A 24,108-nucleotide genomic window follows, 5' to 3' on the forward strand; every position below is an offset into this window, starting at 1 on the left:
CCTTATGCGTCGATGGAGGTGCCGCCCGGCTTGCGCCAGACCTGATTGCGACGACGGTCGGTGGCCTTGTCGATCCCGGCGAGCATGAAGCGCGTCGAGATGGCGGCGAAGTACAGGTTCACCACCACATCGAACTTGGCCAGCCCGAGAACGCCCTGGATCACCGGCCCGACATCACCCATCAGCCCGAACAGGTAGTCCTGCGCCTGGCCAATGATGAGATTGAAGCCCAAGTAGGTGACGAAGCCGAAACCGATCATCTTCAGCACCATCTTCACCAGTGGGCCGAGGATGATGACGAGCATCTGCACGATGAATAGAAACTGCATTACTGACCTCCTACGCCGCGACCCACATACAGGGCAGCGAGAACGGTAGCCACAGCCACGAACAGGCCGCTCAGGTCACTGGCGGCGCGGCAAAGGGGCTCGTAACTGATCTGGAAGGAGCGCCCGCCACCGGTGCGCAGGCTGAAGCTTTCGGCGGCAGGGCACGTAGCCGGCAGGAAGCGAGTGCCTTGGTTGATGAAGGACGGCAGCTGGACTTCGGCGCCTTCCTCGAGCTTGAACTTGTCGCCCTGGACGGCGGATTCGATGGCCGGCTTGTGCTTTTCGAAGTCGGCCTGTTCCTCGGCGTGGCAGCGCAGCTCCTTTTGCTGGCGGAGGATCGCGCATTGAACCGCGTCGCCTTCACAGCTCAGGGTTGCATCGCAGGGCTCGCCGCCGACGCTGGACTTATCTTCGTCAGCTTCCTCATCGCCCTCGCCATCACCTGAACCATTGCCACCATCACCGCCCGAGCCGTCGCCATCCCCATCGCCCTCACCAGAGCTGCCGCCGTCACCATCCCCGTCACCCGAGCCACCACCATCAGAGCCACCGTCCGACCCTCCATCATCTGAGCCATCGCCAGGATCGCTCGGGTCCGTGGGGTCGGTCGGGTCGGTTGGGTCCGTAGGATCAGTCGGCGGTGTATCCGGTGAACAGAAGGTGCCGTTGTAGATGTACCCCTCTGGGCACTTGTCGCCATCCTCGGGCGGGGGCGTATCGTCGGGGTCCTGGGTGTCACCCTCAGAAGGGTTGCCCGGTGTCCGCAAGGTGCTTTCGCTGCACTGGATTCCGTTGCCGGTGTAGCTGTAAACACCGAACACGCCTGGCGGATTGCCGCTGGTATAGACGTAGACGTTGGAGGCCGGTGTATAGGTGAAGGCGTACTGGCAACCGTTGCCGCAAACAGACCCCGGAGGGTCAATAGTCGGCTGGCCTACTGAGGCCTTCATCAGGTGTTCGTGGCTGACTGTCTGGCCGTTCGTGGTCTCACATTGGCTGGGTTCTGGCGCATCTACGCAGCGCCCGAGATCCCAATCCCACCGCTGAGCTGTGGTGCAATTGATCGCATAACGAAGCGTTTGAAAAAGAACCGGGCCATTGTATTGGTGACAGTTGTAGCGCGTGTCGTCGACTTTGCTGACGTAGCTGACATTACTGTTCGCTGCTTTGCATGACTCAAGTGGCGTTGGCTTGGGTATACCGCCCGCATAGTTCGCCCGCCAGAAGAACTCTTCAGCCCCTGCTAGTCCTGGCACTAACGCAGCGATGAACAGCGCACAGATCCAGATTGATCGCATGATCACACCCGCCCAAAAAACACGAGATAAAACGCCAGGGTGGTGAGGATCAGGACGTACAGTTCGTAGCTCATGGCGTTTCCCTGGAAGAGAAAACCCCGCCGGAGCGGGGTTTGTTTGCTTCGGCACATGCAGTGCGCAAACCCGGTTACAGGGCGCGGCGCATGTACTTGAACGCCATCGCGGCGATGATCACGGCGAAGACCGCCCAACCGATGGTGCCGACGTCGGTGCCGGCGGTATCCAGCGCCGCGGTGGCTTCGGCCGGGACTGCCGCGTAGACGGAGCCGGCAGCAGCCGAGAGAGCAACGGCAGCGCCGAGGCCGATTTTCTTGATGAAGTGCTTGTTCAGTTGCATGGGTGATACCTCACTGTTTCAGGGCTTTTTTCAGGACCAGGAAGCCGAACACGGTGGCGAACAGAACAATCGCTTCGCCTTGCAGCTCGGAGACTTGGTCCCAGGTCAGTGCAGAGCCGTAGAGGCTTTGCATTTCCTCGACCGTGAGGGCGACCAGCGAACCGGAGCAGATGGGCGAGCCATCGGCGCCTTGCAGCCAGTCACCGTCACAGGCGAGGAAATTCATTCGCCGGCCTGCTCGAGGTCGGCGGTTTGTTCGGAGGGTTCGCAGTCGGGGCAGACGGCGAAGTGGGGCGGCAGGCTGAGGTCGGGCAGCAGGTCGCTTTGCGGCGCGGGCAGCGCCATGAGCTTGCCCATGTCGTTTCCGCAGCAGTCGCAATACACCCGGTCATCGATCAGCATGGCCGCCCCTCCCGGTTAGTTGGCCTTGGCCGGGTCGCCGGCTTTGGCCTGGGGTTGAGCTGGGGTGCGCGGGGTTTCGGCAGCGGCGCGGGTCTGGGCGGCTTCGAGCTGGAGCGCCAGATTCTTGCCCTTGTTCTGGCCACCACGCGCAATTTCGAAGTGGATGCGCACCAGTTGCAGCGGCTCGAACTGCGCGCCGGCTGCGAAGATTTCATCGGCTACTTCGTCCGCTGCTGCCATGCCGATGATCGACAGGCCGTGTTCGGTCTTGCCGTCCGGCTCATCGCCGTAGAAGACCTTGATGTACTTCTGGCCCGCTTCACCGTCGAAACGTTGAGTGCCGAGAAATGCAACTTCCATAGTCGAACGTGCCATCTTGTGTTTCCTCTCTCTAGTTGCGCTTTATTGCGCTGCTTTGCTTTCTGCAGGCCGAGCGATCCCGAGCGAGTGAAAAAGCAATTTCACTGCGACCGGCTTGTTACTTGGCTTGCGGGTTAATTCGTAGCTCTATTTATACGCGCTTGAAACAGGCTTTTTTCATACTCAAGGAATTATCATGTTGCGTGGTTTATTGGCATGAATAGCGACGAATCGACACTTACACTCCACGCTCAAAACAAAATTAATTAATAAACCTCACTCTCTAAACACCAAGGGCTTCGCCCTTGTCATCCCACTCTCGCCGCCGAGGGCTCGGGAGCGCGGGAGGGAAAAGCGCTCCCGCACTCACGAGCGGAGGCTGTTTCGGTTCGTGCAGGGTCAAGGGTGCGCTCCGCCCGTGCTTCCGTTCGCCGGATCGGTGAAGCGTGATCCGACGAGCCGGGAGCGCGGCCCTGGACCTGGACAGGTCGCGCGGGGCTGGCGAGCTGGCTCAACACGTAGCCGCCCCACTGCGTGGCGATCGCGTCAGCGATGCCCTGATAGGTACGCGAGCGGTTCTTCCAGCGATCTGGTCCGGGTGCCATGTGATGCACAGTCGGTTCGCGTCCCTCGACGATTTCGGTCGGTACCAGGAGCGGCAGGTTCTGGAGCCAGAAATGGGTTTCCTTGCGTTCGCCATGACCGAACATCCACGGCTGGATGATCTGGTCCGGTTTGCGGATCTGGCTGGAGATAACAGACTTCGGGTTTTCGAGCGCCTTGAAAGGGATCGGCGCAGCAAGCAACTCGCGCACAAAGTCCAGGGCGCGCTCTTGGCGACCATCAGCGATCTTCTCGGGAAACCAGCGGGCACCTGAGGTAGCGAGGTCGGTGCAGGGCGGATGGGCAATCAGCAGATCCCAGCCCCAGTCGAGCATCTCCAGCACATCGCACTGGATGTGCTCGCCTTCGGTTTCGGATGGCAGCAGGTCGCAGCTGACGGCGTAGAACCCGGCGCGGGTCAGCGCATCACGAACCCGCCCGGAAAACTCGCAGGCTACGAGAGCAGTTGGCTGTCTCATGCCATCACCCCACCAGCTCGAACGGTTCGTGAATCGGGACGAAGGGCGTTGGCTTGCCCGAGTCGTAGATAACGCTCCACCACTTCGCGGGGCGCTCGGGTGGCGTGTGCTTCTCGCAGATAAAGGCCGGTTCCACTTTCCAGTCCGAGAGCAGAGGCTTCCAGTTTCCACCGACGCAGCCCATTTGCAGTGTGCGAATCGGCCGAGCATATGCGGGGCGGCATTGGGCGCATGGTGTGGACCGGGAGGGAGCGGGTTTCGCCGTTTCGCGCCTGGACCAGCAGACAGAGCAGTCGCAGTCCTGGGCGTGCGGAAGGCGTTGATAGCTGGCCGGCTTCTGCATAGGTCATCCCCTCCCCTGGCTTTCCGTAGACGGCGCGGATGCGGAGCGCTCCTGTGCATTGGTGCTGGGCGCAACCTGGGCGAAGGACGCTTCCAGGCGGATGACGATTTCGGCGTTCAGGGAGCGGCGTGCAGCCCAAGCGGACCGTTCGACCTGGGCGCGGAGTGCAGCAGGCATGCGCAGCTTGAATTGCGGGTGTGTGCAGCTCATTGGCACACCCCCGGAAAACGCACCAGACGGGTTTTGCCCAGCTTCACGCTCTCGACGGCGCCAGACCTGACCCAGCCAGCGACCATATCGACGGACACACCGGCCAGAGCGGCGAATGCGGCTTGCGTATAGAGAGGAGGATTCATGCGGTCCACTCCTGCTCCAGCAGCCAGCTACGCAGTAGCGCACTGTTAATCATGCGGCGCTTGCCGAGCTTTACGGTGGGGAGGACGCCCCGGTAGACCCAGGCGCGAGCCATGGAGCAGGTCAGGCCGTTGCGTTCCGCCCAGGCTTCAACGGTTTCCACGTCCTGCTGTGGGGCGATCAGCTTTGAAGGTTCTAGCTCTTCCAGTTCCATGCTCGTTCCGTCACTATTCGTGGCAGTAGCGCCCAAGCGCTGATGAATTATTTATCACAAGGCAAATGCTATCAGTGATGAACTATTTATCAATAAATTATTCATCATTTTTTAGAGCTTTTAGGAATGATAGAAGAGCGGCTTAGAACGCTTGTTCGCCACCTAGGCGCAACCAAGCTAGCCGAAACCACCGCTATCACTGAGCGACAGCGATGGCAGACCGTAGCGACAAATCGCAAGGTGAAAGCCCGCATTGAAGATATGGAGGAGCTGCTGAAAGCCTTTCCTCAATATGAGCTTTGGCTTTGGAAGGGTGAGGTCGATCCCACAAAAGGGCAGATATCCCCTGGCTACGAAGAAGCACACTCAAACTTGCCCAGTCAAAACGCGGGATAGCGATTACAACGGAAGTAGCTAGGCGATGGTATGCCCGTTAATGGAATAGTATTTGAGGCGTCAAATGGATAAGGAAAAATCCCTCTCAATTATAAAAGTATTTAAGGATTTCCCGCTCGCTGAATACGCCGAGCTAGCGATTGATACTTCCCTAGATAATGAAGTGCTTAGTTCAGTTCCTGTGATATCAACAGCACATGGAATATACAAAACATTTAAAAGCTTTAAAAAAGTAAAGTTAAGAAAAAAAGTCAACGCATTCCTTGAGGCTGCAAGCAACGACGTAAATGACGAGGACTCGACGAATTTTGCAGCACGGCTGTCTGACGAGGAAAGGGCTGAGTTTCTAGAGGAAATATTGGACGCAATCGATAGCGCAGAGTCAGATCAAAAAGCGGCAATCATAGGAACATCCTTACGACGGCTAATCAAAGGAGATATTGAATACGGCGTATTTAAAGACCAAATTCAGCTCACGAACTATATAAAACTATCAACGATACACATGTTCATGCACGCCCACCACAATAGCTATACACTTACAGATCATTTGGGCGACGAGTTAGTAGCACACAGAATCGTGAAACGAAAAATAGAAATGGTTGAAGTAAAGCCCTTCGGGCTATCGCAGCCTGCTGAAAGCAAGATCAACGTGAGCTTCGAGATTACGAACATTGGACATTGCTACTTAGAAACGTTACATATCGCCTACAAAGATAAAATAGATAAAGAGCATTTAGTAGTTTAAAAAAGGAGAAAAAGGGGACGGAGAAAAAGGGGACAGATTTATTTAACAACCCCGATCACTGAGCAAGGAGGCGTGATGAGATCAGATTGGGATGATGCACCGGAATATCTACGTAACAGAAAGAAACCTAGCCCTTGGCGGTTCCTGGCAATCCTGGGTATCGGTTCGGCGGTGCTATCGGCACTCGCATTCACATTCGGCAACCCGGTTGTGCTGGATGTAACCCAGATCAAGCAAGGCATCCATGTCGGCGGCAAGCCTTGGTTTAACCAAGAGCCAGCGCAGCCCATGCAGCCGGTTAGCCAGCCTTCCGTTGCAAGCTACGAATCCCCAGCAGCAGAACAAGCACCAGCATCCCAGCAGCGGCCGCTGACCCAGGAAGAAATCGACTGGTTCGAAGAAGGCACCGCCCGAGCTCTACAGCAGCGCCAAACATCGTTCAACGATAGCAACTACACGCCCCGCCCCGTCGCCAACACGATGCAGCCGCCCCCGGCCCGCTACTACGCTGCCAGCTCCATCAACAGCACGCAAAAGCGCTCAGTTTCCCGCCAGACTAACCTCAGCGACTGGAGCTGGGAGAACGGCCACAACAAGCAGCGCATCAGCGGCCAGTTTGAGTGGACAGTGGTTAACGGCCAGATCGACTACAACAGCGTGTGCCAAAACTACAAACGCGGCTCCCTGGTCTACCGTGACTGCCGTAAGGGTGCGAAGGTTGCGTTTAAGAAGATGTGCAGCCGGTATGAACCAGCGTGTGCCGCTGAAAACAACTACCTTCCCTAGAAAGTAAATTAGGACAGTTTAGTGCGACCACATAGAAGAGCTGACATCTTAAGCCGACTAAGAAAGGTCGCCAACAATAAAACAATCGCCCCTACGGGGTTTAATGTTGCGGATCTATTTGAACGAAACAAGGAGTTGATCAAGACCATTGGCCAACCATTACTTGTCGCTTTCTCCCTCGCATCCGCTCATTATTTTGGCTTCATGTCGAGCGTTCCGTTTGAGATAGCGTCCGTAGTTACACTTGATTTTTTTCCGGCATTTATTACCACTTTCTCATTTTATTTTTTGCTCTGCTACACGATCTCAAGGGTCGTAGCATTCATAGCATCTCAACTTTTTTTTGCTGGAGGCCACACACTAGCAGCATTCTCATTGCAACTGAGAAAACACTGGCCGGGCCACTTCAGCCGGTCCGCAGTAAAGCTATATAAAGAATCCATAAAGTACGAAAATCCAGCATACTACACAATGCTGATACTTACTTTTCTAATCCTATTCAACTTCTCCTACCTAGAGTTAACGTATACAAGAGTTGGCGAAACTACTTGGTTATACTTATTAGTAGCAATCACAGCCATTGCCCTTAAATTTGGGTTTCTTGCTCGGTCGCCCTCAACAGTAATTAGCCGCCTTCGAGATCAAAAAAGAATTGCCTATAGGCGTCAAGCCACTAAAGCAGCAATTTATTTTGGAACTGCCATTACACTAGCGTTTTCTTATTACGCTGGAATCCTTCGATACGATAAGCTAAAGAACGAACAACCTGTAGCCATTGAAAGCGGCCAATTCACAGGCACTGCAAATATTCTATTAAAATCAGGCAATTCACAGTTGACGCTAATTCAAACCGAAGCAAAACGAGAATACGTTTTTTTCAACCAGCATCTATTGATAAGACATGAAATCAAGCGAAGCTTAGAAAAAGCGACAACCCAGCCTGAAGCCTAGCAACCCGGTACCGGCTATTAGGCAAAGCGACTGTCGATAAAGTGTCGAAAACACTGTGCCGAATAGCGACGAAACGAGCAGGCGGTTTAGCCCGGAAACCGCATAACGACACGCTTTGAGCCGAAACGACACACTAAGCAAAAGGGTTCGATTCCCTTCGCCCGCTCCAGTCATCGAAGGCCCTGCTTATGCGCGGGGCCTTTTCATTTGTGCCTGCGGATGGGCTGAGTTCGGCTACGAAGGGGCTTCATCGTCAGTTTGCTAGCCCATCAACGTACTCAGCCGCGCAAGAACGTCAGCACTCGCTGTGTAAAGGCATCGCCAGCTTCGACGTTGGATAGGTGCGCAGCCTCGAAGGCGACCAGTTCGGCGCCGGGGATATTGGCCTGGATGAACTCGCCGTGCTCGACGGTCGTCACCGGGTCCTTGGCGCCGCAAACGATCAATGTCGGTGTCTTGATCGTGGCAAGCTGCTCACGATAGTCGGCGTCGCGCACCGCCGCGCAATTGGCGGCGTAGCCGTCCGGTGAGGTGCTGGCGATCATGTCGGTGATGCGTGCCGCAACCGCCGGGTTGGCCTGAGCGAAATCTGCGGTGAACCAGCGTGCGATGGACGCATCACGCATGTCGCGCATGGTCTGTTCGCGGCCGGCCAGGACGCTGTCTATCCGCGTGTTCCACACGTCATCAGTGCCAATCTTTGCTCCGGTGTTGCACAACACCAGACGCTGTAGGCGCTCGCCAGCGTGGATGCCCAGCCACTGCCCGATCAGCCCGCCCATGGACAGACCGCAGAAAGCAAAACGCTCGATACCGAACGCATCGAGCATGCCGAGCACATCCTGGCCCAGCTGTTCGATGCTGTAGGGACCAGGCGTCACGCCGGAGCCGCCGTGTCCGCGAGTGTCATAGCGCAGCACGCGAAAATGCTCGGCAAACGCCGCAATCTGGTCGTCCCACATCTGCAGGTCGGTGCCCAGTGAATTGGAGAGCACCAGTACGGGCGCATTTTCCGCGCCATCGAATCGATAGTTCAGGCTGACATCAGCCAGTTTTACGCTCGGCATTGTTCTTCTCACTTTGCGTTATGTTCGGCAGGCCGCTCTCTCAAGAGCCGTGCCTCACCAGGTGTGGGCCAATCACGCAGGCAGCTTGATACGCGCTCGCATGTCGAGAGGGTGGAGCTCAATCCGCCTGCGCATATGGCCCAGCTGCCGCTACAACCTGCTTGCGCTCGAGGCTCCGCGCGCGAAACTGCTCCCGCGCGCAACCGGTACTGCTTCGCTGTCAGACCCGCTCCACGACCAGCGCCAGCCCCTGCCCCACGCCGACGCACATGGTTGCCAGACCGAGACGGCCACCGGTTTTCTCCAATTGATGGACTGCCGTCAGCACCAGTCGCGCGCCGCTCATGCCTAGTGGATGGCCGAGGGCGATGGCACCGCCGTTGGGATTCACCTTCGGGCTGTCGTCGGGCAGGCCGAGGTCGCGGGTCACGGCCAACCCTTGCGCGGCAAAGGCTTCGTTGAGTTCGATCACGTCAAAATCACTCACCGCGATGTTCAGCCGCTCACACAGCTTGCGTACTGCCGGCACCGGACCATAGCCCATGATGCGCGGCGCAACGCCTGCGCTGGCCATGCCGAGCACCTTGGCGCGCGGCTTCAGTCCGTACTTCTGCACGGCTTCGGCGCTGGCAAGAATCATTGCCGCAGCACCATCGTTGACGCCCGAGGCATTGCCGGCAGTGACTGTCTTGTCCAGGCCGTTGACCGGCTTGAGCTTGGCCAGCGCCTCGACGGTAGTGTCAGCGCGCGGATGCTCGTCGCGGTCGAAGACCGTTTCGCCCTTCTTGCCCCTGATCACCACCGGGACGATTTCCTCGGCAAAGAAGCCGGCCTGCTGGGCCGCAGCGGCACGCTGCTGGCTGCGCAGGGCAAAGGCATCCTGATCCGCGCGGCTGACCTGCCACTCATCGGCGACGTTGTCGGCCGTCTGCGGCATGGCGTCGACGCCATACAACTCCTTCATCTTCGGGTTGATAAAGCGCCAGCCAATGGTGGTGTCCTCGATCTTCTGGGTGCGACCGAAGGCCGTATCAGCCTTGCCCATCACGTAGGGCGCACGGGACATCGACTCGACGCCCCCGGCGATCGCCAGCTCCAGCTCGCCGCTGGCGATGGCACGAAAGGCCGTACCGACCGCGTCCATGCCCGAGGCGCAGAGGCGGTTGAGCGTCACGCCCGGCACCGTCTCCGGCAGACCGGCGAGCAGCAAAGCCATGCGCGCGACGTTGCGGTTGTCCTCGCCGGCCTGGTTGGCGCTGCCCATGAAGACCTCATCGACCGCTGCCGGGTCAAGGCCCGGGTTGCGTTCGAGCAACGCCTTGAGCGGAATCGCCGCCAGATCGTCGGCGCGCACCGCAGCCAGCGCACCGCCAAAGCGGCCGATGGGCGTGCGCACGGCATCACAGATAAATACGTCGCGACTCATTCCTCACCTCCCAACTGACCATGAGCAGCAGCCGTGCGTGCTTCCAGGGCGCGCAACGCTTCCAGCTCCTCGGCACGCGGCGGCTCGGTGACGGCCACAGTGTCGGCGAAGCGGATCTGCCAACCGGTGTTCTCGATCACCTGCTCGCGCGCCACGCCAGGGTGCAGCGAGGTGACCACGAATTCATTGGTACCTTCTTCCGGCTCCATGATGCACAGATCGGTGATGATCGCCACCGGGCCGGCCCCCGGCAGACCGAGCTGCTTGCGGTGCTCACCGCCCTCGCCATGACCGACCGAGGTGATGAAGGCGAGCTTGTCGACAAAGGTGCGATGGGACTGCTTGAGGATGATCAGCACCTTCTTCGCGCTGCCAGCGATTTCCGGCGCGCCACCAGCGCCCGGCAGACGCACCTTGGGCTTGTGATAGTCACCGATCACCGTGGTGTTGATGTTGCCGTACTTGTCCACCTGCGCAGCCCCGAGAAAGCCGACGTCGATGCGTCCGCCCTGCAGCCAGTAGCGAAAGATTTCGCCAGTCGGCACCACGGTGTCGGCGGTTTCGGCCAATTCGCCATCGCCGATGGACAGTGGCAGCACCGACGGCTTGGCGCCGATCGGGCCCGATTCGTAGATCAGCACCACTTCCGGTGCGTGGGTCAGGCGGGCCAGATTGGCGGCCTTGGACGGCAGGCCGATGCCGACGAAACAGACGCTGCCGTTACCCAGATTGCGCGCCGCGGCTACGGTCATCATTTCGTTGGTGCTGTAGTCATTGCCGAGATGAGCGCTCATCAGTTGGCCTCCTGCTGCTGGGCAATCTTTGCGCGGTAGGCGGCGAAATCGGCGGTACCGCGAATGTAGGTATCAATCCAGGCGGTGAACGCGTCGCGGTCACGGGCGATCGGGTCCCAGGACTGGTAGAAACGGTTATCGCGCTCGTAGTAGCCGTGGGCGTAGGACGGGTGGGCGCCGCCTGGCACCAGGCACACGGCGGTCAGCGCCCAGGTTGGCAGCACGCAGGCATTCATCGGTGCTTCGAGGTCGTCGACGATCTCCTCGACGGTGACGATGCAACGCTTCGCCGCCAATGCCGCTTCCTTCTGCACGCCGAGGATGCCGCGAATCAGCACGTTGCCCTTGCGATCGGCCCTCTGCGCATGGATGACGGTGACATCCGGACGTACGCTCGGCACGGCCGCCAGCACCTCACCGGTGAAAGGACAGGTAACCGACTTGATCAGCGGGTTGACCTTCGGCAGATCGGAACCGGCGTAGGCACGCAGCACCGCAAACGGCAGACCGGACGCTCCGGCGACATAGGCGTTGGCGAGATCCGCATGGCTGTGTTCCTCGATTTCCAGAGCCTGTGGCCAGCCCTTCTCCACCGCATCGCGCAGGCGATGCAGCGAACCGACGCCAGGATTGCCGCCCCAGGAGAAGATCAGCTTCTTCGCACAGCCGGCGCCGATCAGCAGGTCATAGACCAGGTCGGGTGTCATGCGCACCAGCGTCAGATCCTGCTTGTTCTGGCGGACGATCTCATGGGCGGCAGCCGTGGGGATCAGGTGAGTAAAACCTTCCAGCGCGACGGTGTCGCCGTTCTGGACGAAGCGCTCGACGGCGTCGCGGAGCGAGAGGAATTCAGCCATGAGTCGAATCTCGTGTTGTTTTCGGTACGCTGAGTGCGTTGGGGAAAACGTTAACGGTCCGACCACCGCGCCACAATCCGATAATCGACATAGCGTTCGATTATCGAACGGATACCTATCTGGCTTCGAACACCTGCAATGAGGCTGCGTTGGTGTATCAGCGCCCCTGTCGTGGGCGCGCCGTCACTCCGAGAAGGACTTGAAGCTCGACCTCGCCACCTTCGCGGTCAATGGAACAACCGGGTGCTGAGCTCACGACTGGCCTCCAGCAACACCGGTAGAAAGCGGGTTTCCAGCTCCTGGCGCGAAACGCGTCCGGCATGGGTACCAACGTTGAGCGCAGCCAGCACCTGGCCGGCGGAGTCCTTGAGCGGCACCGCCAGCGAGCGCAATCCCACTTCCAGCTCCTGGTCGACGATGACCCAGCCCTGACGACGGATATCGTCGATGCTGCTGCGCAACGCTTCCGGTGTATGCAGGGTGCGACTGGTCTTGATCTGCAGGTCGGCACGGGCGAGGTAGTCGTCCAGCGCCGCGTCATCCAGCGCCGCGAGGAGGATGCGGCCCATGGATGTGCAGTAGGCCGGCAGCCGGCTGCCCACCGACAGATCAACGGAAATCAGCCGCTGCGGAGTCGCCGAGCGCGCCACGTAGAGCACCTCGTCGCCCTCCAGTGTCGCCATCGAGCAGGCCTCGTGCAGCTGCTCGCTGAGCCGGTCGAGGATCGGTTGCGCGGTCACCGCCAGTGGGGTCGACGACAGATAGGCGTGACCGAGCGTCAGCACCTTCGGCAGCAGCGAGTACGTACGTCCATCGGTGGTGACGTAACCCAGTTTCATCAGCGTGTGCAGGCAGCGGCGCACGGCTGCCCGCGGAATCTCGGTGCGATGGCTGATCTGGGCGATGGTGAGGTGGCGCTTGCGCTCCTGAAACGCGTGAATCACCGCCAGGCCACGCGCCAAGGATGTCATGAAGTTGGGATCCCCCGTCAGCGCGTCGATACGCTTGGCCGGCGAAGCGATGATGGGTGGTGCCATCGGCGGAAAATGGACGCGATGGTCATCGGTCATGGCAGTAATCCTCAACCTGGCAGTTCGGGCGATTATCGGCACAGCGACCGATAATCGCCAGCCCGTCATCAGCATAGCGGCCAAAGCGAGCGCCAGCATTCCGGCCTATACGGCTATAGCGGACGAATCCATCTCCGAACCGAGCTGCAAGCCGGACGTCTACTGAACAGGTGGCCGCAACGGCGCCTCTCTCTCACGGCACAACGGAGGATGGTGGATGAACGTAACCCGCGGGGTCATCTGGCTGGCACGCAGTGGCTATGCGGCACGAGGCGTGGTGTACGTGATCATTGGATTTTTCGCCATCATGGCCGCGATTGGAGCAGGAAAGACGGTAGATACTAAAGGCGCAGTCCAGCAACTGCTCGGGCAACCCTTCGGAAGCATGCTGCTCTGGCTGGTAGTGATCGGTCTGCTTGCGCATGTGGCCTGGCGACTGACCCAGGGCATCGGCGATACCGACAGGCACGGCCACGATATCAAGGGCCTGCTGATCCGCACGGGGCTGGTAAGCAGCGGTGTGGTCAACCTGCTGCTCGCACTGTTCACCCTGAGCCTGCTGGTGAGCGGGCTGGATCGTTTCTCCGAGGGCGGCGGCGGTTCGGGCAGTGACAAGACCGACAGCCTGATGCGCCTGCTGGGCCTTGAGCATTCCCACTGGCTGATCTGGGCGATCGCGCTGATCCCGCTTGGGGTCGGCATTGCGCACCTGATCAAGGCCTGGCGCGCGCATTTCGAACGCTACTTCCTGTGCGATGAACGCACCATGCAGCTGGTCCGCCCGGTTTCCCGGGTCGGTCTGGCTGCCCGTGGCTGTTCCTTTCTGATCATCGCCGGCCTGCTGTTCATGGGTGGCAGCCGCTATGAGCCCACCGATCCACCGGGCCTCAAGGAAGCATTGCAAGCCCTGCAGGGCATGCCCGCAGGCGGCGTGCTGCTGCTGGCGATCGGTGTCGGCATGCTCGCCTTCGCGGTATACAGCTTCGCGGAAGCGCGCTGGCGGCGGATCGATCTGTCGGAAGTGACGAATTGAAGCCTGGTCGGCCAAAGAGACAGGCGATACACAGGATGCGCTGAGCGTACCGCCTCAGCGTGCGACGTCGCAGCGCAGGTCGAGCGTGGCTGCTCGACCTGCGCTGCCGACTCAACCGGCGTGGTAATCCGCGTCGGCTTCCTCGAAGCGCTTGACGATGCTCGGGGCCGGCTCGGCGCCCAGCTTGCTCACGACATAGATGGCGATGCTGGCGAGGATGAAGCCCGGGATGATCTCGTACAGGCCCAGCCCGATGAACTCCTTCCACACCACCACGGTGACGGCGCCAACCAGCATGCCGACCAGTGCGCCATTGCGGGTCATGCGCTTCCACAGCAGCGAGATCAGCACCACCGGCCCGAATGCCGCGCCGAAGCCGGCCCAGGCGTAGGCCACCAGCCCCAGTACCTTGCTCTCCGGGTTGGAGGCAATGCCGATGGCGATCAGGGCGATCAACAGCACCATTCCGCGGCCGACCCAGACCAGTTCGGTCTGCGAGGCATTCTTGCGCAGCATCGCCTTGTAGAAGTCCTGCGTCAGCGCGCTGGAGCTGACCAAGAGCTGGGCACTGAGGGTACTCATCACCGCTGCCAGCACGCCGGAAAGGATGATGCCGGCCACCCACGGGTTGAACAGGATCTTCACCAACTCCATGAACACCCGCTCGCCGTTCTGGCTGACCGCACCGGCCTGCTCCGGATGGTCGGCGAAGTAGGCGATGCCGAGAAAGCCCACCGCGACCGCGCCGGCCAGGGTCAGAATCATCCAGGTCATGCCGATGCGGCGGGCGTTGGGGATGGTCTTGATCGAGTCAGCGGCCATGAAACGCACCAGGATGTGCGGCTGGCCGAAATAGCCCAGGCCCCACGCCAGCAACGAGATGATCGCGACGAAGGACAGTCCGCGGAACATGTCGAAGTTGGCCGGGTTCTGCGCCTCGATAGTCGCCATCGCCGTGCCCATGTCGCCGAGGGCGAGGATGACGAACACCGGGGTGACCAGCAGCGCGAAGATCATCAGCGTTGCCTGCACAGTGTCGGTCCAGCTCACCGCGAGGAAGCCGCCGATGAACACATAGAGGATGGTCGCCGCCGCGCCTACCCACAGTGCGTACTCGTACGGCATGCCAAAGGTGGACTCGAACAGCCGCGCACCAGCCACCACGCCTGACGCGCAGTAGATGGTGAAGAACACCAGAATCACCAGCGCGGAGAAGATCCGCAGCATGCGGCTCTCGTCCTCGAAGCGGTGCGAGAAGTAATCCGGCAGCGTCAGCGCGTTGTGGTTGTGCTCGGTGTGCACACGCAAACGCCCGGCGACGAAGATCCAGTTGAGCCAGGCGCCGACGATCAGGCCGATGGCGATCCAGCTTTCCGACAGACCAGCGACGAAGATCGCACCGGGCAGGCCCATCAGCAGCCAGCCGCTCATGTCCGAGGCACCGGCCGACAGCGCAGTGACGAAGCTGCCGAGGCTGCGGCCGCCGAGGATGTAGTCAGAGAAGTTCTTGGTGGCGCGGTAGGCGATGAAGCCGATCAGAATCATCGCCGCAATGTAGATCACGAAGGTGATCAGAGTGGGAGTGCTGACGTTCATGGGACTTGTTTTCCTTGTTGGTCCTGACGTTCCGCCACAGCCCGGGATGCGACCGGCACCCGCAACGGAGCAATCGAGGGGCGCAAGAATAGCGCGTCGCTGACATCCGCGCCCGTGACTGCGAAGTTCTCCCTCGCAGGGTCTGGCCTCTGCAAACGAAAAAGGGCCGGCAACCGGTGCCGACCCTTGCGCCGTGGCAATCAGCCGGATCAGAACGCCAGGCGCATGCCTACGGTCAGGTTGCGCCCGGGCAGCAGCACGTCGTCCTTGATGAAGGACGTGTGCTGGCGGGCCTTCTCGTCCAGCAGGTTGTTGGCCTTGAGGTAGAGCAGGTAATCGGTCTGGTTCAGCGAGCCGCTGTAACCCAGGCTGGCACCGAGCATGTTGTAGCCGCCGGTCTCGCTTTCGTAATCGGCCAGCTCGTCCTGACGCTGCACGCGATAGAACTCCAGTTGACCATTGAGCGCTGGGGTGAAGCTCTGATCCAGCCGCACGCCAAGGCGATCGGCCGGGATGCGTGGCAGGTCGCCGCCACCGTCGCGCAACTTGCCGCGCACGTGATCGCCGAACAGGGTGAAGGCGGTGGCGTCGGTCGCCTGGAAGCGCACCTCCCCTTCCGCCCCGGTGAGCACGGCGTCCTGCTGGCGGTACTCGATCTCGCGGTAGCCGCCACCGATGTCGTTGCCGGTATCGGCGGCGTAGATGAAGTCGTCCACCTCGTTGCGGAAAACGCTCAGGCTGAAGGTCGTGCGGCCGGCGAACTTGCGCAGGGTGATCTCGGCGTTGTGCGAGGTTTCCTCCTCCAGGTCGACATTACCCAGCTCGACGGTGCGGGTCGCGGCATGCGGGCCGTTGGCGTAAAGCTCTTCGGCGCTGGGCAGGCGTTGCGAGCGCGTCAGCGAGAAGCCCAGCGAGTACTGCGGAGCGAAGGTCCAGACCGCACCGGCGGACATCGAGGTGCCGCTGTGATCGGTATCCGGGCGGCCATCGGCATCGATGTCCTGCCATTCGTGACGCAGGCCGAGTTCATAGCGCCAGGCGCCGGCGGTGTATTCCTCGAGCAGGAACAGGCCGTGGTTGCGCGTCAGCGTCTGCGGCACGTAGGCCTCCTCGCCGAGGGCTTCGAAGTCACGCCGCAGGGTCTGTGCGCCGAGCACGCCGCGCCAGCCGAACAGCGGCTGATGGGTCAGTTCAAGGCGGGCGTCGGTGGCGTCATTGTTGAAGCGGGTGCCCACTTCACCGCCTTCGATTTCCTTGTGTTGATAGTCGCTGTGGCCGATGCGCAGCCGCGCCAGCTCGAAGCCCGGCAGCGGATCGCTCAGCTCGCCACGCAGATCCCAGCGCTTCTGGCGCATGTCGACATAAGGCACGCCGCCCTCGTCGTCATGATCGTCCTCATCATCGTCATCATGCTCACCGCAGTGCCACTGAATGCCGTCCAGATGACATTCGGCGTGTTCGTGGCCCAGCAGCCCGTAGCGGTTGTTCTGCTCGCCATAGGCCATGCCGATGTAGCCACGCTCGCCGATGAAACTGGCGCCCAGGTTGAAGCTGTCGGTGTCGTTGTAGGAGCCTTCCTGCTTGCTCGGTGAGCCGGGGATTTCATACGGGTCGGCCTGGCGCTTGGTGCCCTCGGCGCGCACCGCGAAGTTGCCACTACCCGCCGTGATGCCGAACACCCCTGCCCCTTCATTGGCGACGCTGTTGGCGCGCAGCTCCAGCTCGCCTTCGTAGCCCTTCTCCGGCACGCGGGTGGGAATCTTCTTGTCGATGACGTTGACCACACCGCCGATGGCGCCGCCACCGTAGAGCAGGGTTGCCGGTCCCTTGAGCACCTCGATGCGCTCAGCCAGTAGCGGTTCGCTGGTCACCGCATGGTCGGGGCTTATGGTCGAAGCATCGAGCAACTCCACGCCATCACTCAGCACCTTGACCCGCGCACCGTCCAGTCCACGAATCACCGGACGCGCCGCACCGGCACCGAAGCTGCTGGAGCGTACACCCGGCAGGCTTTCCAGCGTTTCCCCCAGCGTCGCCTCTCGACGCAGCACCAGCTCGTCTCCCTCCATCACGGCAGCCGGCGTAGTCATCTCATGGCTCTGCTTGCCCAGACCGCTGGCGCTGACCACGACCGATTGCAATTCGACCGGCTCGGCAGCCCAGGCAGCCGGAACCAGGGCCAGGCTGATCGCCCAGGCCAGGGGGTGACGCTTCAGTTTCATGTGACTCTCCAGACAGTGGCGGTTGCCTTGCGAGGCAACCGAAGACGGCTGTGCGCCGGCAACCGGTAGCGGCGCCAGCTTCGCGGGGCGAGAACTTAACATGTTATATCGTAACGTTTAACACTGTTTTTCTGACGACGATCACAACGGAAGGGCCTTAGACGTGGTCGAAATGGAAACGCCGTGCGACCCGCGCCCGGCTTTTGCACCGCTTCGGGAGACAGATCATGACCGTAGACATCGATACCACCACCGGCACCTGCGCCGTGGTTATCAACGGCAATACGCACCGCAGCGCCTTGATGGACGTCCGCATCACCACCGATCCCCAGGCACGTATGTCGGTGATGAATATCGACGGCACCAGCATCCATGTGCCGGAAGACGAAGCCGAACACCTGATCGCGGCGGGTGCGGTTGACGACCGCTCCAACCTGGTAGCGGACGACTGACCACGACCAGAAACGCAGAACCCCGGCTAGCCGGGGTTCTGGTGCTAGGGTGGATGGCCGGAACCGGCCTATGGTGGTCTAGGCGGTCATAGCCACCCTGCGCAGGTCAACCGGCGTGATAATCCGCGTCGGCTTCCTCGAAGCGCTTGATGATGCTCGGGGCCGGCTCGGCGCCCATCTTGCTCACCACGAAGATGGCGATGCTGGCAAGGATGAAGCCAGGGATGATCTCGTACAGGCCCAGACCGATGAATTCCTTCCACACCACCACAGTAACGGCACCGACCAGCATGCCGGCCAGCGCGCCGTTGCGGGTCATGCGCTTCCACAGCAGCGAGATCAGCACCACCGGACCGAACGCCGCGCCGAAGCCGGCCCAGGCGTACGACACCAGGCCCAGGACCTTGCTCTCCGGGTTGGAGGCGATGCCGATGGCGATCAGCGCGATCAGCAGCACCATCGCGCGGCCAACCCACACCAGCTCGGTCTGCGACGCGCTTTTGCGCAGCATCGCCTTGTAGAAGTCCTGGGTCAGCGCGCTGGAGCTGACCAGCAACTGCGCACTAAGCGTGCTCATCACCGCCGCCAGTACGCCGGACAGAATGATCCCCGCAACCCACGGGTTGAACAGGATCTTCACCAGCTCCATGAACACCCGCTCGCCGTTCTGGCTCACAGGACCAGCCTGCTCAGGATGGCCAGCGAAATAGGCGATACCGAAGAAGCCCACCGCCACGGCGCCCGCCAGTGTCAGGATCATCCACGCCATACCGATGCGGCGGGCGTTGGGAATGGTCTTGATCGAGTCGGCGGCCATGAAGCGCACCAGGATGTGTGGCTGTCCGAAGTAGCCCAGGCCCCAGGCCAGCAACGAGATGATCGCAACGAAGGAGAGCCCGCTGAACATGTCGAAGGCCGCCGGGTTCTGCGTGGCAATGGTGTCCATCGCGGCGCCCATGTCGCCGAGGGCGAGGATGACGAACACCGGGGTGATCAGCAGGGCGAAGATCATCAGCGTGGCCTGCACGGTATCGGTCCAGCTCACCGCGAGGAAGCCACCGATGAACACATAGAGGATGGTCGCCGCGGCGCCGATCCACAGTGCGTACTCGTACGGCACGCCGAAGCTGCTCTCGAACAGCCGCGCGCCAGCGACCACACCGGAAGCGCAGTAGATGGTGAAGAACACCAGAATCACCAGCGCGGAGAAGATCCGCAGCATGCGGCTCTCGTCCTCGAAGCGGTGCGAGAAATAGTCCGGCAACGTGAGGGCATTATGGTTGTGCTCGGTGTGCACGCGCAGACGGCCGGCGACGAACAGCCAGTTGAGCCAGGCGCCGACGATCAGGCCGATGGCGATCCAGCTTTCCGACAGGCCGGCGACGAAGATCGCGCCGGGCAGGCCCATCAGCAGCCAGCCGCTCATGTCCGAGGCACCGGCCGACAGCGCGGTGACGAAGCTGCCGAGGCTGCGACCGCCGAGGATGTAGTCGTCGAAGTTCTTGGTAGCGCGATAAGCGATGAAACCGATCAGGATCATCGCCGCGATGTAGATCAGAAAGGTGATCAGCGTGGGTGTACTGATGCTCATGTGTGTCCCTCGTTAGTTGTTGTTCGGCGCAACGCGAGCGGACCCGCATCGCACCTTGGCAGAGGGCGATGGCGACAAGGCCATCACCTGTGACAGACCCAACGGGGCCCGTCAGTGGCGGAAGAGCGTCCGCCAACTGTCCATTTGTTGTTGTGATCCGGCCGCGCGTGCGGCCGGTGACGAAGCACGGGCGGGTGTTCAGTCGTCGCCCAGCGACAGCAGCGAGGCGTTGCCGCCCACCGCGGTGGTGTTGGTGGAGGTGGTGCGTTCGTTGGCGAAACGCAGCAGATAGCTGGGCCCACCCGCCTTCGGGCCAGTACCCGACAGGCCACATCCGCCGAACGGCTGCACGCCGACCACCGCACCAATCTGGTTGCGATTGACGTAGAGGTTACCGACCCGCGCCAGTTGCTCGATGCGTTCGGCGGTTTCCTCGTTGCGGCTGTGCACGCCGAGGGTCAGGCCGTAGCCGGTACCGTTGATCGCCGCGACCACCTTTTCCAGATCCGCCGCGTCGTAGCGCACCACGTGCAGCACCGGACCGAAATGTTCCTTCTTCAGCTGGTGAATGCCGTCGATCTCGAAGGCCACCGGCGCCACGAAATGACCGTTCAGACCAGCCGGCAGTGTCGCTTCGGCGATCAGGCGCCCTTCGCTCTTGAGCTGCTGGATGTGCGCCAACAGGCCTTCGCGGGCTTCCTGATCGATCACCGGACCGATGTCGTTCTCGCGCAGATGGGTCGGGCCGACCCTGAGCTCGGCCATGGCGCCCTTGAGCAGGTCGATGACCCGGTCGGCGATGTCGCGCTGCACGTAGAGCACGCGCAACGCCGAGCAGCGCTGGCCGGCACTGGTGAAGGCGGAGCCGACGGCATCCTTGATGACCTGCTCGGGCAGCGCTGTGGAATCAACGATCATCGCGTTCTGCCCACCGGTCTCGGCGATCAGCGTCGCGATCGGGCCTTCCTTCTCGGCCAGCTGGCGGTTGATGATGCGCGCCGTGTCGGTCGAACCGGTGAAGCACACGCCGACCACGCGCGGATCGCGACAGAACACGCCACCCAGGGTGGCGCCGTCGCCGGGCAGGAAGGCGATCGCCTCCTGCGGCAGGCCGGCTTCGAACATCAGCTCCAGCGCTCGCGCGGCGATGAGGCTGGTCTGCTCGGCCGGCTTGGCCAACACGGTGTTGCCGGCCACCAGTGCCGCGGTGATCTGGCCGAGGTAGATCGCCAGCGGGAAATTCCACGGGCTGACGCAGACGAACACGCCGCGGCCTTCATGGAACAGCTCGTTACGCTCGCCGGTCGGGCCCTTGAGCTCTTCGCGGCCAAGCTTCAGCCGCGCCTGCTGGGCGTAGTAGCGGCAGAAATCCACCGCCTCGCGTACCTCATCGATGCCATCCTGCAGCGACTTGCCGGCTTCCACCGTACATAGCGCCATCAGCTCGGCGCGGTGCTGCTCCAGTAGATCGCCCAGGCGTTCCAGCACCGCAGCGCGGGTTCCCACCGGGGTGGCATTCCAGGTCGGCCAGTAGGCTGCCAGGCGATCGATGGCCTGACGCGCCTGGTCGGCGCTGGCGAACTGCGCCTGGCCGACGACCTTGTTCAGCTCATAAGGGCAACGCACCTCGGACGGCGTACCGGCAAGGGTCCGGCCGCTGATGACCGGTGCGGCTTGCCACTGGCGCTCGAGGAAGGGCTGATAGGCGCTGGCCAGTTCGGTCCATTGATTCTGGATGTTCATGTTGATCCCTTGAGAGTTCTTGCGGTTGCCGAACAGCGCCGGCGGCAGCGGAATGCGCGGGTTGCCCGGCGCGGCGAATCTGCGCAGCTGGGTGACCGGATGATCGATCAGCGATTCGACCGGCACGCGCGGGTCGACCAGCTGGTGAACGAAGGACGAGTTGGCGCCGTTCTCCAGCAGGCGACGCACCAGATAGGGAAGAAGATCCTTGTGCGCACCGACCGGCGCGTAGATGCGCACGTTCTTGCCGTACTTCTCGATCACCGTGTCGTACAGGGCATCGCCCATGCCGTGCAGGCGCTGGAACTCGAACTCACGCGGCTGCGAGGTTCCCTCGGCCATGGCCAAAATGCAGCTGACCGTATGCGCGTTGTGGCTGGCGAACTGCGGGTAAATCACCCCACGGGTGTGCTCGGACAACAGGTAGCGCGCGCACGCGAGATACGAGGTGTCGGTGCCTTCCTTGCGGGTGTAGACCGGATAGCCGTCCAGGCCCTGAACCTGGCACTGCTTGATCTCGCTGTCCCAGTAGGCGCCTTTAACCAGGCGCAGCGGAATGCGCTCGCCGAGCTCGCGACCGAGTAAGGTCAGCCAGACCAGCACCGGCAGGCAGCGCTTGGAGTACGCCTGGATCACCAGACCGAACTCGCCCCAGCCGGCGATGGCCGGGTCGCGCAGGAGCTTTTCGTACAGTTCCAGCGATAGCTCCAGGCGATCGGCCTCTTCGGCATCGATGGTGATACCGACGTTCAACCGCCGCGCGAGGATGGCCAGTTCACGGACACTGCCAAACAGCTCGGTGAGCACGCGCTCGCGCTGGGCGACTTCGTAACGTGGATGCAGCGCCGACAACTTGATCGACACCGACGGACGCGGGCCCTTGCCGACCTGCGGCTCGGCACCGACGGTTTCCACGGCCTGACGGTAGTCGGCCATGTACTTGGCGGCGTCTTCGGCGGTCAGCGCGGCCTCGCCGAGCATGTCGAAGGAGTAGGTGTAGCCCTTCTCGCGCTCGGGACGGCCGTTCTTCAAGGCTTCGGAAATGGTCCGGCCAAGCACGAACTGCTTGCCCATCAACTTCATCGCCTGATTCATCGCGCCGCGGATCACCGGTTCGCCAGAGCGTTTGAGCAGGCGACCGATGACGTTCTTCGGCCGGCCATCGGCGGTTTCCGGATCGACCACCTTGCCGGTCATCACCAGCCCCCAGGCGGCGAAGTTGACCAGCACGTTGTCGCTCTGGCCGAGGTGACGTTCCCATTCGGCGGCGTTGAGCTTGTCGCGGATCAGCGCGTCGGCGGTGGCGGCATCCGGCACCCGCAGCAGCGCTTCGGCCAGACACATCAGCATCAGCCCTTCCTGGGTATCCAGGCTGTATTGGCGCAGCAGCGCATCGAGCGTGTCGACGGCATTGTCGCGCCCGCGAACCGCTTCGATCAGGCTGCGCGCACGCTCGCGAATGGCGGCAATGCCTGCCTCGCCGGGATCGGCAAGCTGCAACAGTTCGGTGAGATATTGCGCCTCGTCAACGCTGTAGTTGGCGCTGATGGCGGGAAAGAATTCCGCGGCTTTCTGGTTGGCGAAGGCGCCATCCAGCACGTGACCGGCCTTGAACATGCGCCGCTCCTCTTGTGATTGTGTCTGCTTATAGGTCTAGTCCACGGCCAGGCTGTTGGTGCAGCACAAGACAATGAGCCAGGTCGGGAGACGGAATGTAGGGGCAGCACAGCGCGTCGTTCTTGCGCAAAACTACGGAAGTTTTACAAAAAACTACGAAAGCCGGACGCCGAAACACGGAGGCAATGAAAGCGCACCAGAATGGCGCAGGAATATGTGTCTGGTAGCTGAAGAGCCCGAAAACAGGGCGATCAGCAGTCTGACTTGCGCAATCCGCGAGGGGTCAGACCCAGATAGCGACGGGTCGCCGTGGTCAATGCGCTCTGGCTGGAGAAGCCGCACTCCTCGGCAATCCGCACCAGCGGCAGCGGCGTTTCGCGCAGCAGGCGGGCAGCACGGTCGAGGCGGGTCTTGAGCAGGTACTGGTGTGGCGTGAGGCCGACACAGTCCTTGAACTGGGCGTGGAAATGGCTGGGGCTGAGGCAGACGACCTGGGCCAGCTCGGCGACGGTGATGCGTCGCGCCAGGTTGTCCTGAATATGGCTGTCCAGCCGCTGGATATCGAGCGGTCCAACGGGGCGCTGCAGCGATTCACCAAATAGTCGCAAGTGCAGCGCCCGCAACAGCACGCCGCCCAGCGCCCGGGCCAGCAGCGGATCGCTGCCGTAGCGCGCCAGCTCGGCGCCGGCGTAGGCCAGCAGGTTCTGGAAATCGGCATCCAGCGCCGGATAGCGCGGCGCTTCGAACAGCCGAGCCAGCAGCTCCGGGTCTTCGGTGCCGACATCCTGCTCGTCCAGATCGATGATCAGCATGCGGTTGTCGCCCATGCCGGCGAAGCCGTGATCGGCATCGCCCGGCACCAGACAGGCGCGCATCCGACAAACCTCGCCGCCCGTGCCGTTGACCTCGAATTCCGCACGCCCAGAGAGCGACATCACCAGCTGGTGATAGTCGTGGGCGTGCTGGTGGGTCTGATCATCCAGGCGAAGCAGACGGGCGTTGAGCATGGTTGGCACCTG

General features: G+C 61.4%; 27 protein-coding genes. 6 read left to right on the top strand and 21 right to left on the bottom strand.

Annotated elements, in window-relative coordinates; translation table 11 throughout:
- Window positions 1-2 precede the first annotated feature (2 nt).
- The 11 genes from BHD08_RS15445 to BHD08_RS15495 all read right to left on the bottom strand — a co-directional run bounded on the left by BHD08_RS15445 (window position 3) and on the right by BHD08_RS15495 (window position 4,740).
- Complete coding sequence (locus BHD08_RS15445) at window positions 3-329, bottom strand: DUF2523 domain-containing protein (protein WP_125023374.1); 327 nt, start codon at window positions 327-329, stop codon at window positions 3-5.
- Window positions 329-1,627 carry a virulence factor TspB C-terminal domain-related protein gene (locus tag BHD08_RS23250; protein ID WP_256678702.1) on the bottom strand — a complete coding sequence of 433 codons (1,299 nt, stop codon included), beginning with the start codon at window positions 1,625-1,627 and terminating at the stop codon, window positions 329-331. Before BHD08_RS23250 ends, BHD08_RS15445 begins: the two co-directional genes overlap by 1 nt.
- A 148-nt stretch (window positions 1,628-1,775) precedes the next feature.
- Window positions 1,776-1,985 carry a major capsid protein gene (locus tag BHD08_RS15455; RefSeq protein ID WP_038662356.1) on the bottom strand — a complete coding sequence of 70 codons (210 nt, stop codon included), beginning with the start codon at window positions 1,983-1,985 and terminating at the stop codon, window positions 1,776-1,778.
- 10 nt (window positions 1,986-1,995) lie between these two features.
- Entirely contained in the window at window positions 1,996-2,211 is a 216-nt protein-coding gene (locus tag BHD08_RS15460; protein ID WP_015277797.1) for a hypothetical protein, read from the bottom strand.
- Window positions 2,208-2,387 (bottom strand): hypothetical protein, encoded by a 180-nt coding sequence (locus BHD08_RS15465; protein ID WP_008567547.1) that lies wholly within the window; start codon window positions 2,385-2,387, stop codon window positions 2,208-2,210. The genes BHD08_RS15460 and BHD08_RS15465 overlap by 4 nt, the downstream gene beginning before the upstream one ends.
- Window positions 2,388-2,402: 15 nt before the next feature.
- Window positions 2,403-2,762: a hypothetical protein gene (locus BHD08_RS15470; RefSeq protein WP_177412686.1), complete on the bottom strand. Its 360-nt coding sequence runs from the start codon at window positions 2,760-2,762 to the stop codon at window positions 2,403-2,405.
- A 293-nt stretch (window positions 2,763-3,055) separates the two neighbouring features.
- On the bottom strand, window positions 3,056-3,829 hold the full coding sequence (locus BHD08_RS15475; RefSeq protein WP_125023377.1) for a DNA cytosine methyltransferase: 774 nt from the start codon (window positions 3,827-3,829) through the stop codon (window positions 3,056-3,058).
- A gap of 4 nt (window positions 3,830-3,833) precedes the next feature.
- A complete protein-coding gene (locus BHD08_RS15480; RefSeq protein ID WP_125023379.1) occupies window positions 3,834-4,172 on the bottom strand; it encodes a DUF5447 family protein in 339 nt (112 codons plus the stop codon).
- 3 nt (window positions 4,173-4,175) lie between these two features.
- Window positions 4,176-4,382: an Arc family DNA-binding protein gene (locus BHD08_RS15485; protein ID WP_125023381.1), complete on the bottom strand. Its 207-nt coding sequence runs from the start codon at window positions 4,380-4,382 to the stop codon at window positions 4,176-4,178.
- Window positions 4,379-4,528 carry a DNA-binding protein gene (locus tag BHD08_RS15490; RefSeq protein ID WP_125023383.1) on the bottom strand — a complete coding sequence of 50 codons (150 nt, stop codon included), beginning with the start codon at window positions 4,526-4,528 and terminating at the stop codon, window positions 4,379-4,381. Before BHD08_RS15490 ends, BHD08_RS15485 begins: the two co-directional genes overlap by 4 nt.
- The gene (locus BHD08_RS15495) at window positions 4,525-4,740 is read right to left on the bottom strand and encodes a hypothetical protein (RefSeq protein ID WP_014819553.1); all 216 of its coding nucleotides are present in this window, start codon (window positions 4,738-4,740) and stop codon (window positions 4,525-4,527) included. The genes BHD08_RS15490 and BHD08_RS15495 overlap by 4 nt, the downstream gene beginning before the upstream one ends.
- Window positions 4,741-5,200: 460 nt before the next feature.
- Between BHD08_RS15495 and BHD08_RS15505 the strand changes: the two genes are divergently transcribed.
- The 3 genes from BHD08_RS15505 to BHD08_RS15515 all read left to right on the top strand — a co-directional run bounded on the left by BHD08_RS15505 (window position 5,201) and on the right by BHD08_RS15515 (window position 7,621).
- Window positions 5,201-5,884, top strand: a complete 684-nt coding sequence (locus tag BHD08_RS15505) for a hypothetical protein (protein WP_125023387.1) — start codon at window positions 5,201-5,203, stop codon at window positions 5,882-5,884.
- Between the two features lie 75 nt (window positions 5,885-5,959).
- Entirely contained in the window at window positions 5,960-6,670 is a 711-nt protein-coding gene (locus tag BHD08_RS15510) for a hypothetical protein (RefSeq protein ID WP_125023389.1), read from the top strand.
- 135 nt (window positions 6,671-6,805) lie between these two features.
- Window positions 6,806-7,621 (top strand): hypothetical protein, encoded by an 816-nt coding sequence (locus BHD08_RS15515; RefSeq protein WP_125023391.1) that lies wholly within the window; start codon window positions 6,806-6,808, stop codon window positions 7,619-7,621.
- 278 nt (window positions 7,622-7,899) lie between these two features.
- Here the strand turns inward: BHD08_RS15515 and pcaD are convergent, their stop codons facing one another.
- The 5 genes from pcaD to BHD08_RS15540 form a co-directional block, all read right to left on the bottom strand.
- Window positions 7,900-8,688: a 3-oxoadipate enol-lactonase gene (pcaD, locus tag BHD08_RS15520; protein WP_125023393.1), complete on the bottom strand. Its 789-nt coding sequence runs from the start codon at window positions 8,686-8,688 to the stop codon at window positions 7,900-7,902.
- A gap of 220 nt (window positions 8,689-8,908) precedes the next feature.
- On the bottom strand, window positions 8,909-10,114 hold the full coding sequence (pcaF, locus tag BHD08_RS15525) for a 3-oxoadipyl-CoA thiolase (RefSeq protein WP_125023395.1): 1,206 nt from the start codon (window positions 10,112-10,114) through the stop codon (window positions 8,909-8,911).
- The gene (locus tag BHD08_RS15530) at window positions 10,111-10,908 is read right to left on the bottom strand and encodes a CoA-transferase subunit beta (RefSeq protein WP_122099517.1); all 798 of its coding nucleotides are present in this window, start codon (window positions 10,906-10,908) and stop codon (window positions 10,111-10,113) included. The genes pcaF and BHD08_RS15530 overlap by 4 nt, the downstream gene beginning before the upstream one ends.
- Window positions 10,908-11,765: a CoA transferase subunit A gene (locus BHD08_RS15535; RefSeq protein WP_125023397.1), complete on the bottom strand. Its 858-nt coding sequence runs from the start codon at window positions 11,763-11,765 to the stop codon at window positions 10,908-10,910. Before BHD08_RS15535 ends, BHD08_RS15530 begins: the two co-directional genes overlap by 1 nt.
- Before the next feature lie 227 nt (window positions 11,766-11,992).
- Entirely contained in the window at window positions 11,993-12,835 is an 843-nt protein-coding gene (locus BHD08_RS15540; RefSeq protein WP_106155553.1) for an IclR family transcriptional regulator C-terminal domain-containing protein, read from the bottom strand.
- Between BHD08_RS15540 and BHD08_RS22970 the strand changes: the two genes are divergently transcribed.
- Window positions 12,834-13,001, top strand: coding sequence for a hypothetical protein (locus BHD08_RS22970; RefSeq protein WP_160128662.1), 168 nt, complete (start codon window positions 12,834-12,836; stop codon window positions 12,999-13,001). The genes BHD08_RS15540 and BHD08_RS22970 overlap by 2 nt on opposite strands.
- Window positions 13,002-13,052: 51 nt before the next feature.
- Window positions 13,053-13,868: a DUF1206 domain-containing protein gene (locus BHD08_RS15545; RefSeq protein ID WP_122099514.1), complete on the top strand. Its 816-nt coding sequence runs from the start codon at window positions 13,053-13,055 to the stop codon at window positions 13,866-13,868.
- Between the two features lie 111 nt (window positions 13,869-13,979).
- Here BHD08_RS15545 and putP (BHD08_RS15550) read toward each other — a convergent pair whose 3' ends face one another.
- The gene (putP, locus tag BHD08_RS15550; RefSeq protein ID WP_125023399.1) at window positions 13,980-15,464 is read right to left on the bottom strand and encodes a sodium/proline symporter PutP; all 1,485 of its coding nucleotides are present in this window, start codon (window positions 15,462-15,464) and stop codon (window positions 13,980-13,982) included.
- A gap of 209 nt (window positions 15,465-15,673) precedes the next feature.
- On the bottom strand, window positions 15,674-17,686 hold the full coding sequence (locus tag BHD08_RS15555; protein WP_125023401.1) for a TonB-dependent receptor: 2,013 nt from the start codon (window positions 17,684-17,686) through the stop codon (window positions 15,674-15,676).
- A gap of 227 nt (window positions 17,687-17,913) precedes the next feature.
- Between BHD08_RS15555 and BHD08_RS15560 the strand changes: the two genes are divergently transcribed.
- Window positions 17,914-18,138: a DUF3203 family protein gene (locus tag BHD08_RS15560; RefSeq protein ID WP_014819536.1), complete on the top strand. Its 225-nt coding sequence runs from the start codon at window positions 17,914-17,916 to the stop codon at window positions 18,136-18,138.
- A gap of 106 nt (window positions 18,139-18,244) precedes the next feature.
- Here BHD08_RS15560 and putP (BHD08_RS15565) read toward each other — a convergent pair whose 3' ends face one another.
- The 3 genes from putP (BHD08_RS15565) to BHD08_RS15575 form a co-directional block, all read right to left on the bottom strand.
- The gene (gene putP / locus BHD08_RS15565; protein WP_125023403.1) at window positions 18,245-19,729 is read right to left on the bottom strand and encodes a sodium/proline symporter PutP; all 1,485 of its coding nucleotides are present in this window, start codon (window positions 19,727-19,729) and stop codon (window positions 18,245-18,247) included.
- 198 nt (window positions 19,730-19,927) lie between these two features.
- Window positions 19,928-23,089, bottom strand: a complete 3,162-nt coding sequence (gene putA / locus BHD08_RS15570; RefSeq protein WP_125023406.1) for a bifunctional proline dehydrogenase/L-glutamate gamma-semialdehyde dehydrogenase PutA — start codon at window positions 23,087-23,089, stop codon at window positions 19,928-19,930.
- Between the two features lie 251 nt (window positions 23,090-23,340).
- Window positions 23,341-24,096: an AraC family transcriptional regulator gene (locus BHD08_RS15575; RefSeq protein ID WP_015277817.1), complete on the bottom strand. Its 756-nt coding sequence runs from the start codon at window positions 24,094-24,096 to the stop codon at window positions 23,341-23,343.
- Window positions 24,097-24,108: the final 12 nt, after the last annotated feature.

This window comes from Pseudomonas sp. SCT (assembly GCF_003864275.1).
Lineage (GTDB): Bacteria > Pseudomonadota > Gammaproteobacteria > Pseudomonadales > Pseudomonadaceae > Stutzerimonas > Stutzerimonas stutzeri_AE.

Coding starts and splice junctions, on each gene's coding strand:
- BHD08_RS15445 (WP_125023374.1), bottom strand. CDS start 329: ATGCAGTTTCTATTCATCGTGCAGATGCTCGTCATCATCCTCGGCCCA.
- BHD08_RS23250 (WP_256678702.1), bottom strand. CDS start 1,627: ATGCGATCAATCTGGATCTGTGCGCTGTTCATCGCTGCGTTAGTGCCA.
- BHD08_RS15455 (WP_038662356.1), bottom strand. CDS start 1,985: ATGCAACTGAACAAGCACTTCATCAAGAAAATCGGCCTCGGCGCTGCC.
- BHD08_RS15460 (WP_015277797.1), bottom strand. CDS start 2,211: ATGAATTTCCTCGCCTGTGACGGTGACTGGCTGCAAGGCGCCGATGGC.
- BHD08_RS15465 (WP_008567547.1), bottom strand. CDS start 2,387: ATGCTGATCGATGACCGGGTGTATTGCGACTGCTGCGGAAACGACATG.
- BHD08_RS15470 (WP_177412686.1), bottom strand. CDS start 2,762: ATGGCACGTTCGACTATGGAAGTTGCATTTCTCGGCACTCAACGTTTC.
- BHD08_RS15475 (WP_125023377.1), bottom strand. CDS start 3,829: ATGAGACAGCCAACTGCTCTCGTAGCCTGCGAGTTTTCCGGGCGGGTT.
- BHD08_RS15480 (WP_125023379.1), bottom strand. CDS start 4,172: ATGCAGAAGCCGGCCAGCTATCAACGCCTTCCGCACGCCCAGGACTGC.
- BHD08_RS15485 (WP_125023381.1), bottom strand. CDS start 4,382: ATGAGCTGCACACACCCGCAATTCAAGCTGCGCATGCCTGCTGCACTC.
- BHD08_RS15490 (WP_125023383.1), bottom strand. CDS start 4,528: ATGAATCCTCCTCTCTATACGCAAGCCGCATTCGCCGCTCTGGCCGGT.
- BHD08_RS15495 (WP_014819553.1), bottom strand. CDS start 4,740: ATGGAACTGGAAGAGCTAGAACCTTCAAAGCTGATCGCCCCACAGCAG.
- BHD08_RS15505 (WP_125023387.1), top strand. CDS start 5,201: ATGGATAAGGAAAAATCCCTCTCAATTATAAAAGTATTTAAGGATTTC.
- BHD08_RS15510 (WP_125023389.1), top strand. CDS start 5,960: ATGAGATCAGATTGGGATGATGCACCGGAATATCTACGTAACAGAAAG.
- pcaD (WP_125023393.1), bottom strand. CDS start 8,688: ATGCCGAGCGTAAAACTGGCTGATGTCAGCCTGAACTATCGATTCGAT.
- pcaF (WP_125023395.1), bottom strand. CDS start 10,114: ATGAGTCGCGACGTATTTATCTGTGATGCCGTGCGCACGCCCATCGGC.
- BHD08_RS15530 (WP_122099517.1), bottom strand. CDS start 10,908: ATGAGCGCTCATCTCGGCAATGACTACAGCACCAACGAAATGATGACC.
- BHD08_RS15535 (WP_125023397.1), bottom strand. CDS start 11,765: ATGGCTGAATTCCTCTCGCTCCGCGACGCCGTCGAGCGCTTCGTCCAG.
- BHD08_RS22970 (WP_160128662.1), top strand. CDS start 12,834: ATGGCAGTAATCCTCAACCTGGCAGTTCGGGCGATTATCGGCACAGCG.
- BHD08_RS15540 (WP_106155553.1), bottom strand. CDS start 12,835: ATGACCGATGACCATCGCGTCCATTTTCCGCCGATGGCACCACCCATC.
- BHD08_RS15545 (WP_122099514.1), top strand. CDS start 13,053: ATGAACGTAACCCGCGGGGTCATCTGGCTGGCACGCAGTGGCTATGCG.
- putP (WP_125023399.1), bottom strand. CDS start 15,464: ATGAACGTCAGCACTCCCACTCTGATCACCTTCGTGATCTACATTGCG.
- BHD08_RS15555 (WP_125023401.1), bottom strand. CDS start 17,686: ATGAAACTGAAGCGTCACCCCCTGGCCTGGGCGATCAGCCTGGCCCTG.
- BHD08_RS15560 (WP_014819536.1), top strand. CDS start 17,914: ATGACCGTAGACATCGATACCACCACCGGCACCTGCGCCGTGGTTATC.
- putP (WP_125023403.1), bottom strand. CDS start 19,729: ATGAGCATCAGTACACCCACGCTGATCACCTTTCTGATCTACATCGCG.
- putA (WP_125023406.1), bottom strand. CDS start 23,089: ATGTTCAAGGCCGGTCACGTGCTGGATGGCGCCTTCGCCAACCAGAAA.
- BHD08_RS15575 (WP_015277817.1), bottom strand. CDS start 24,096: ATGCTCAACGCCCGTCTGCTTCGCCTGGATGATCAGACCCACCAGCAC.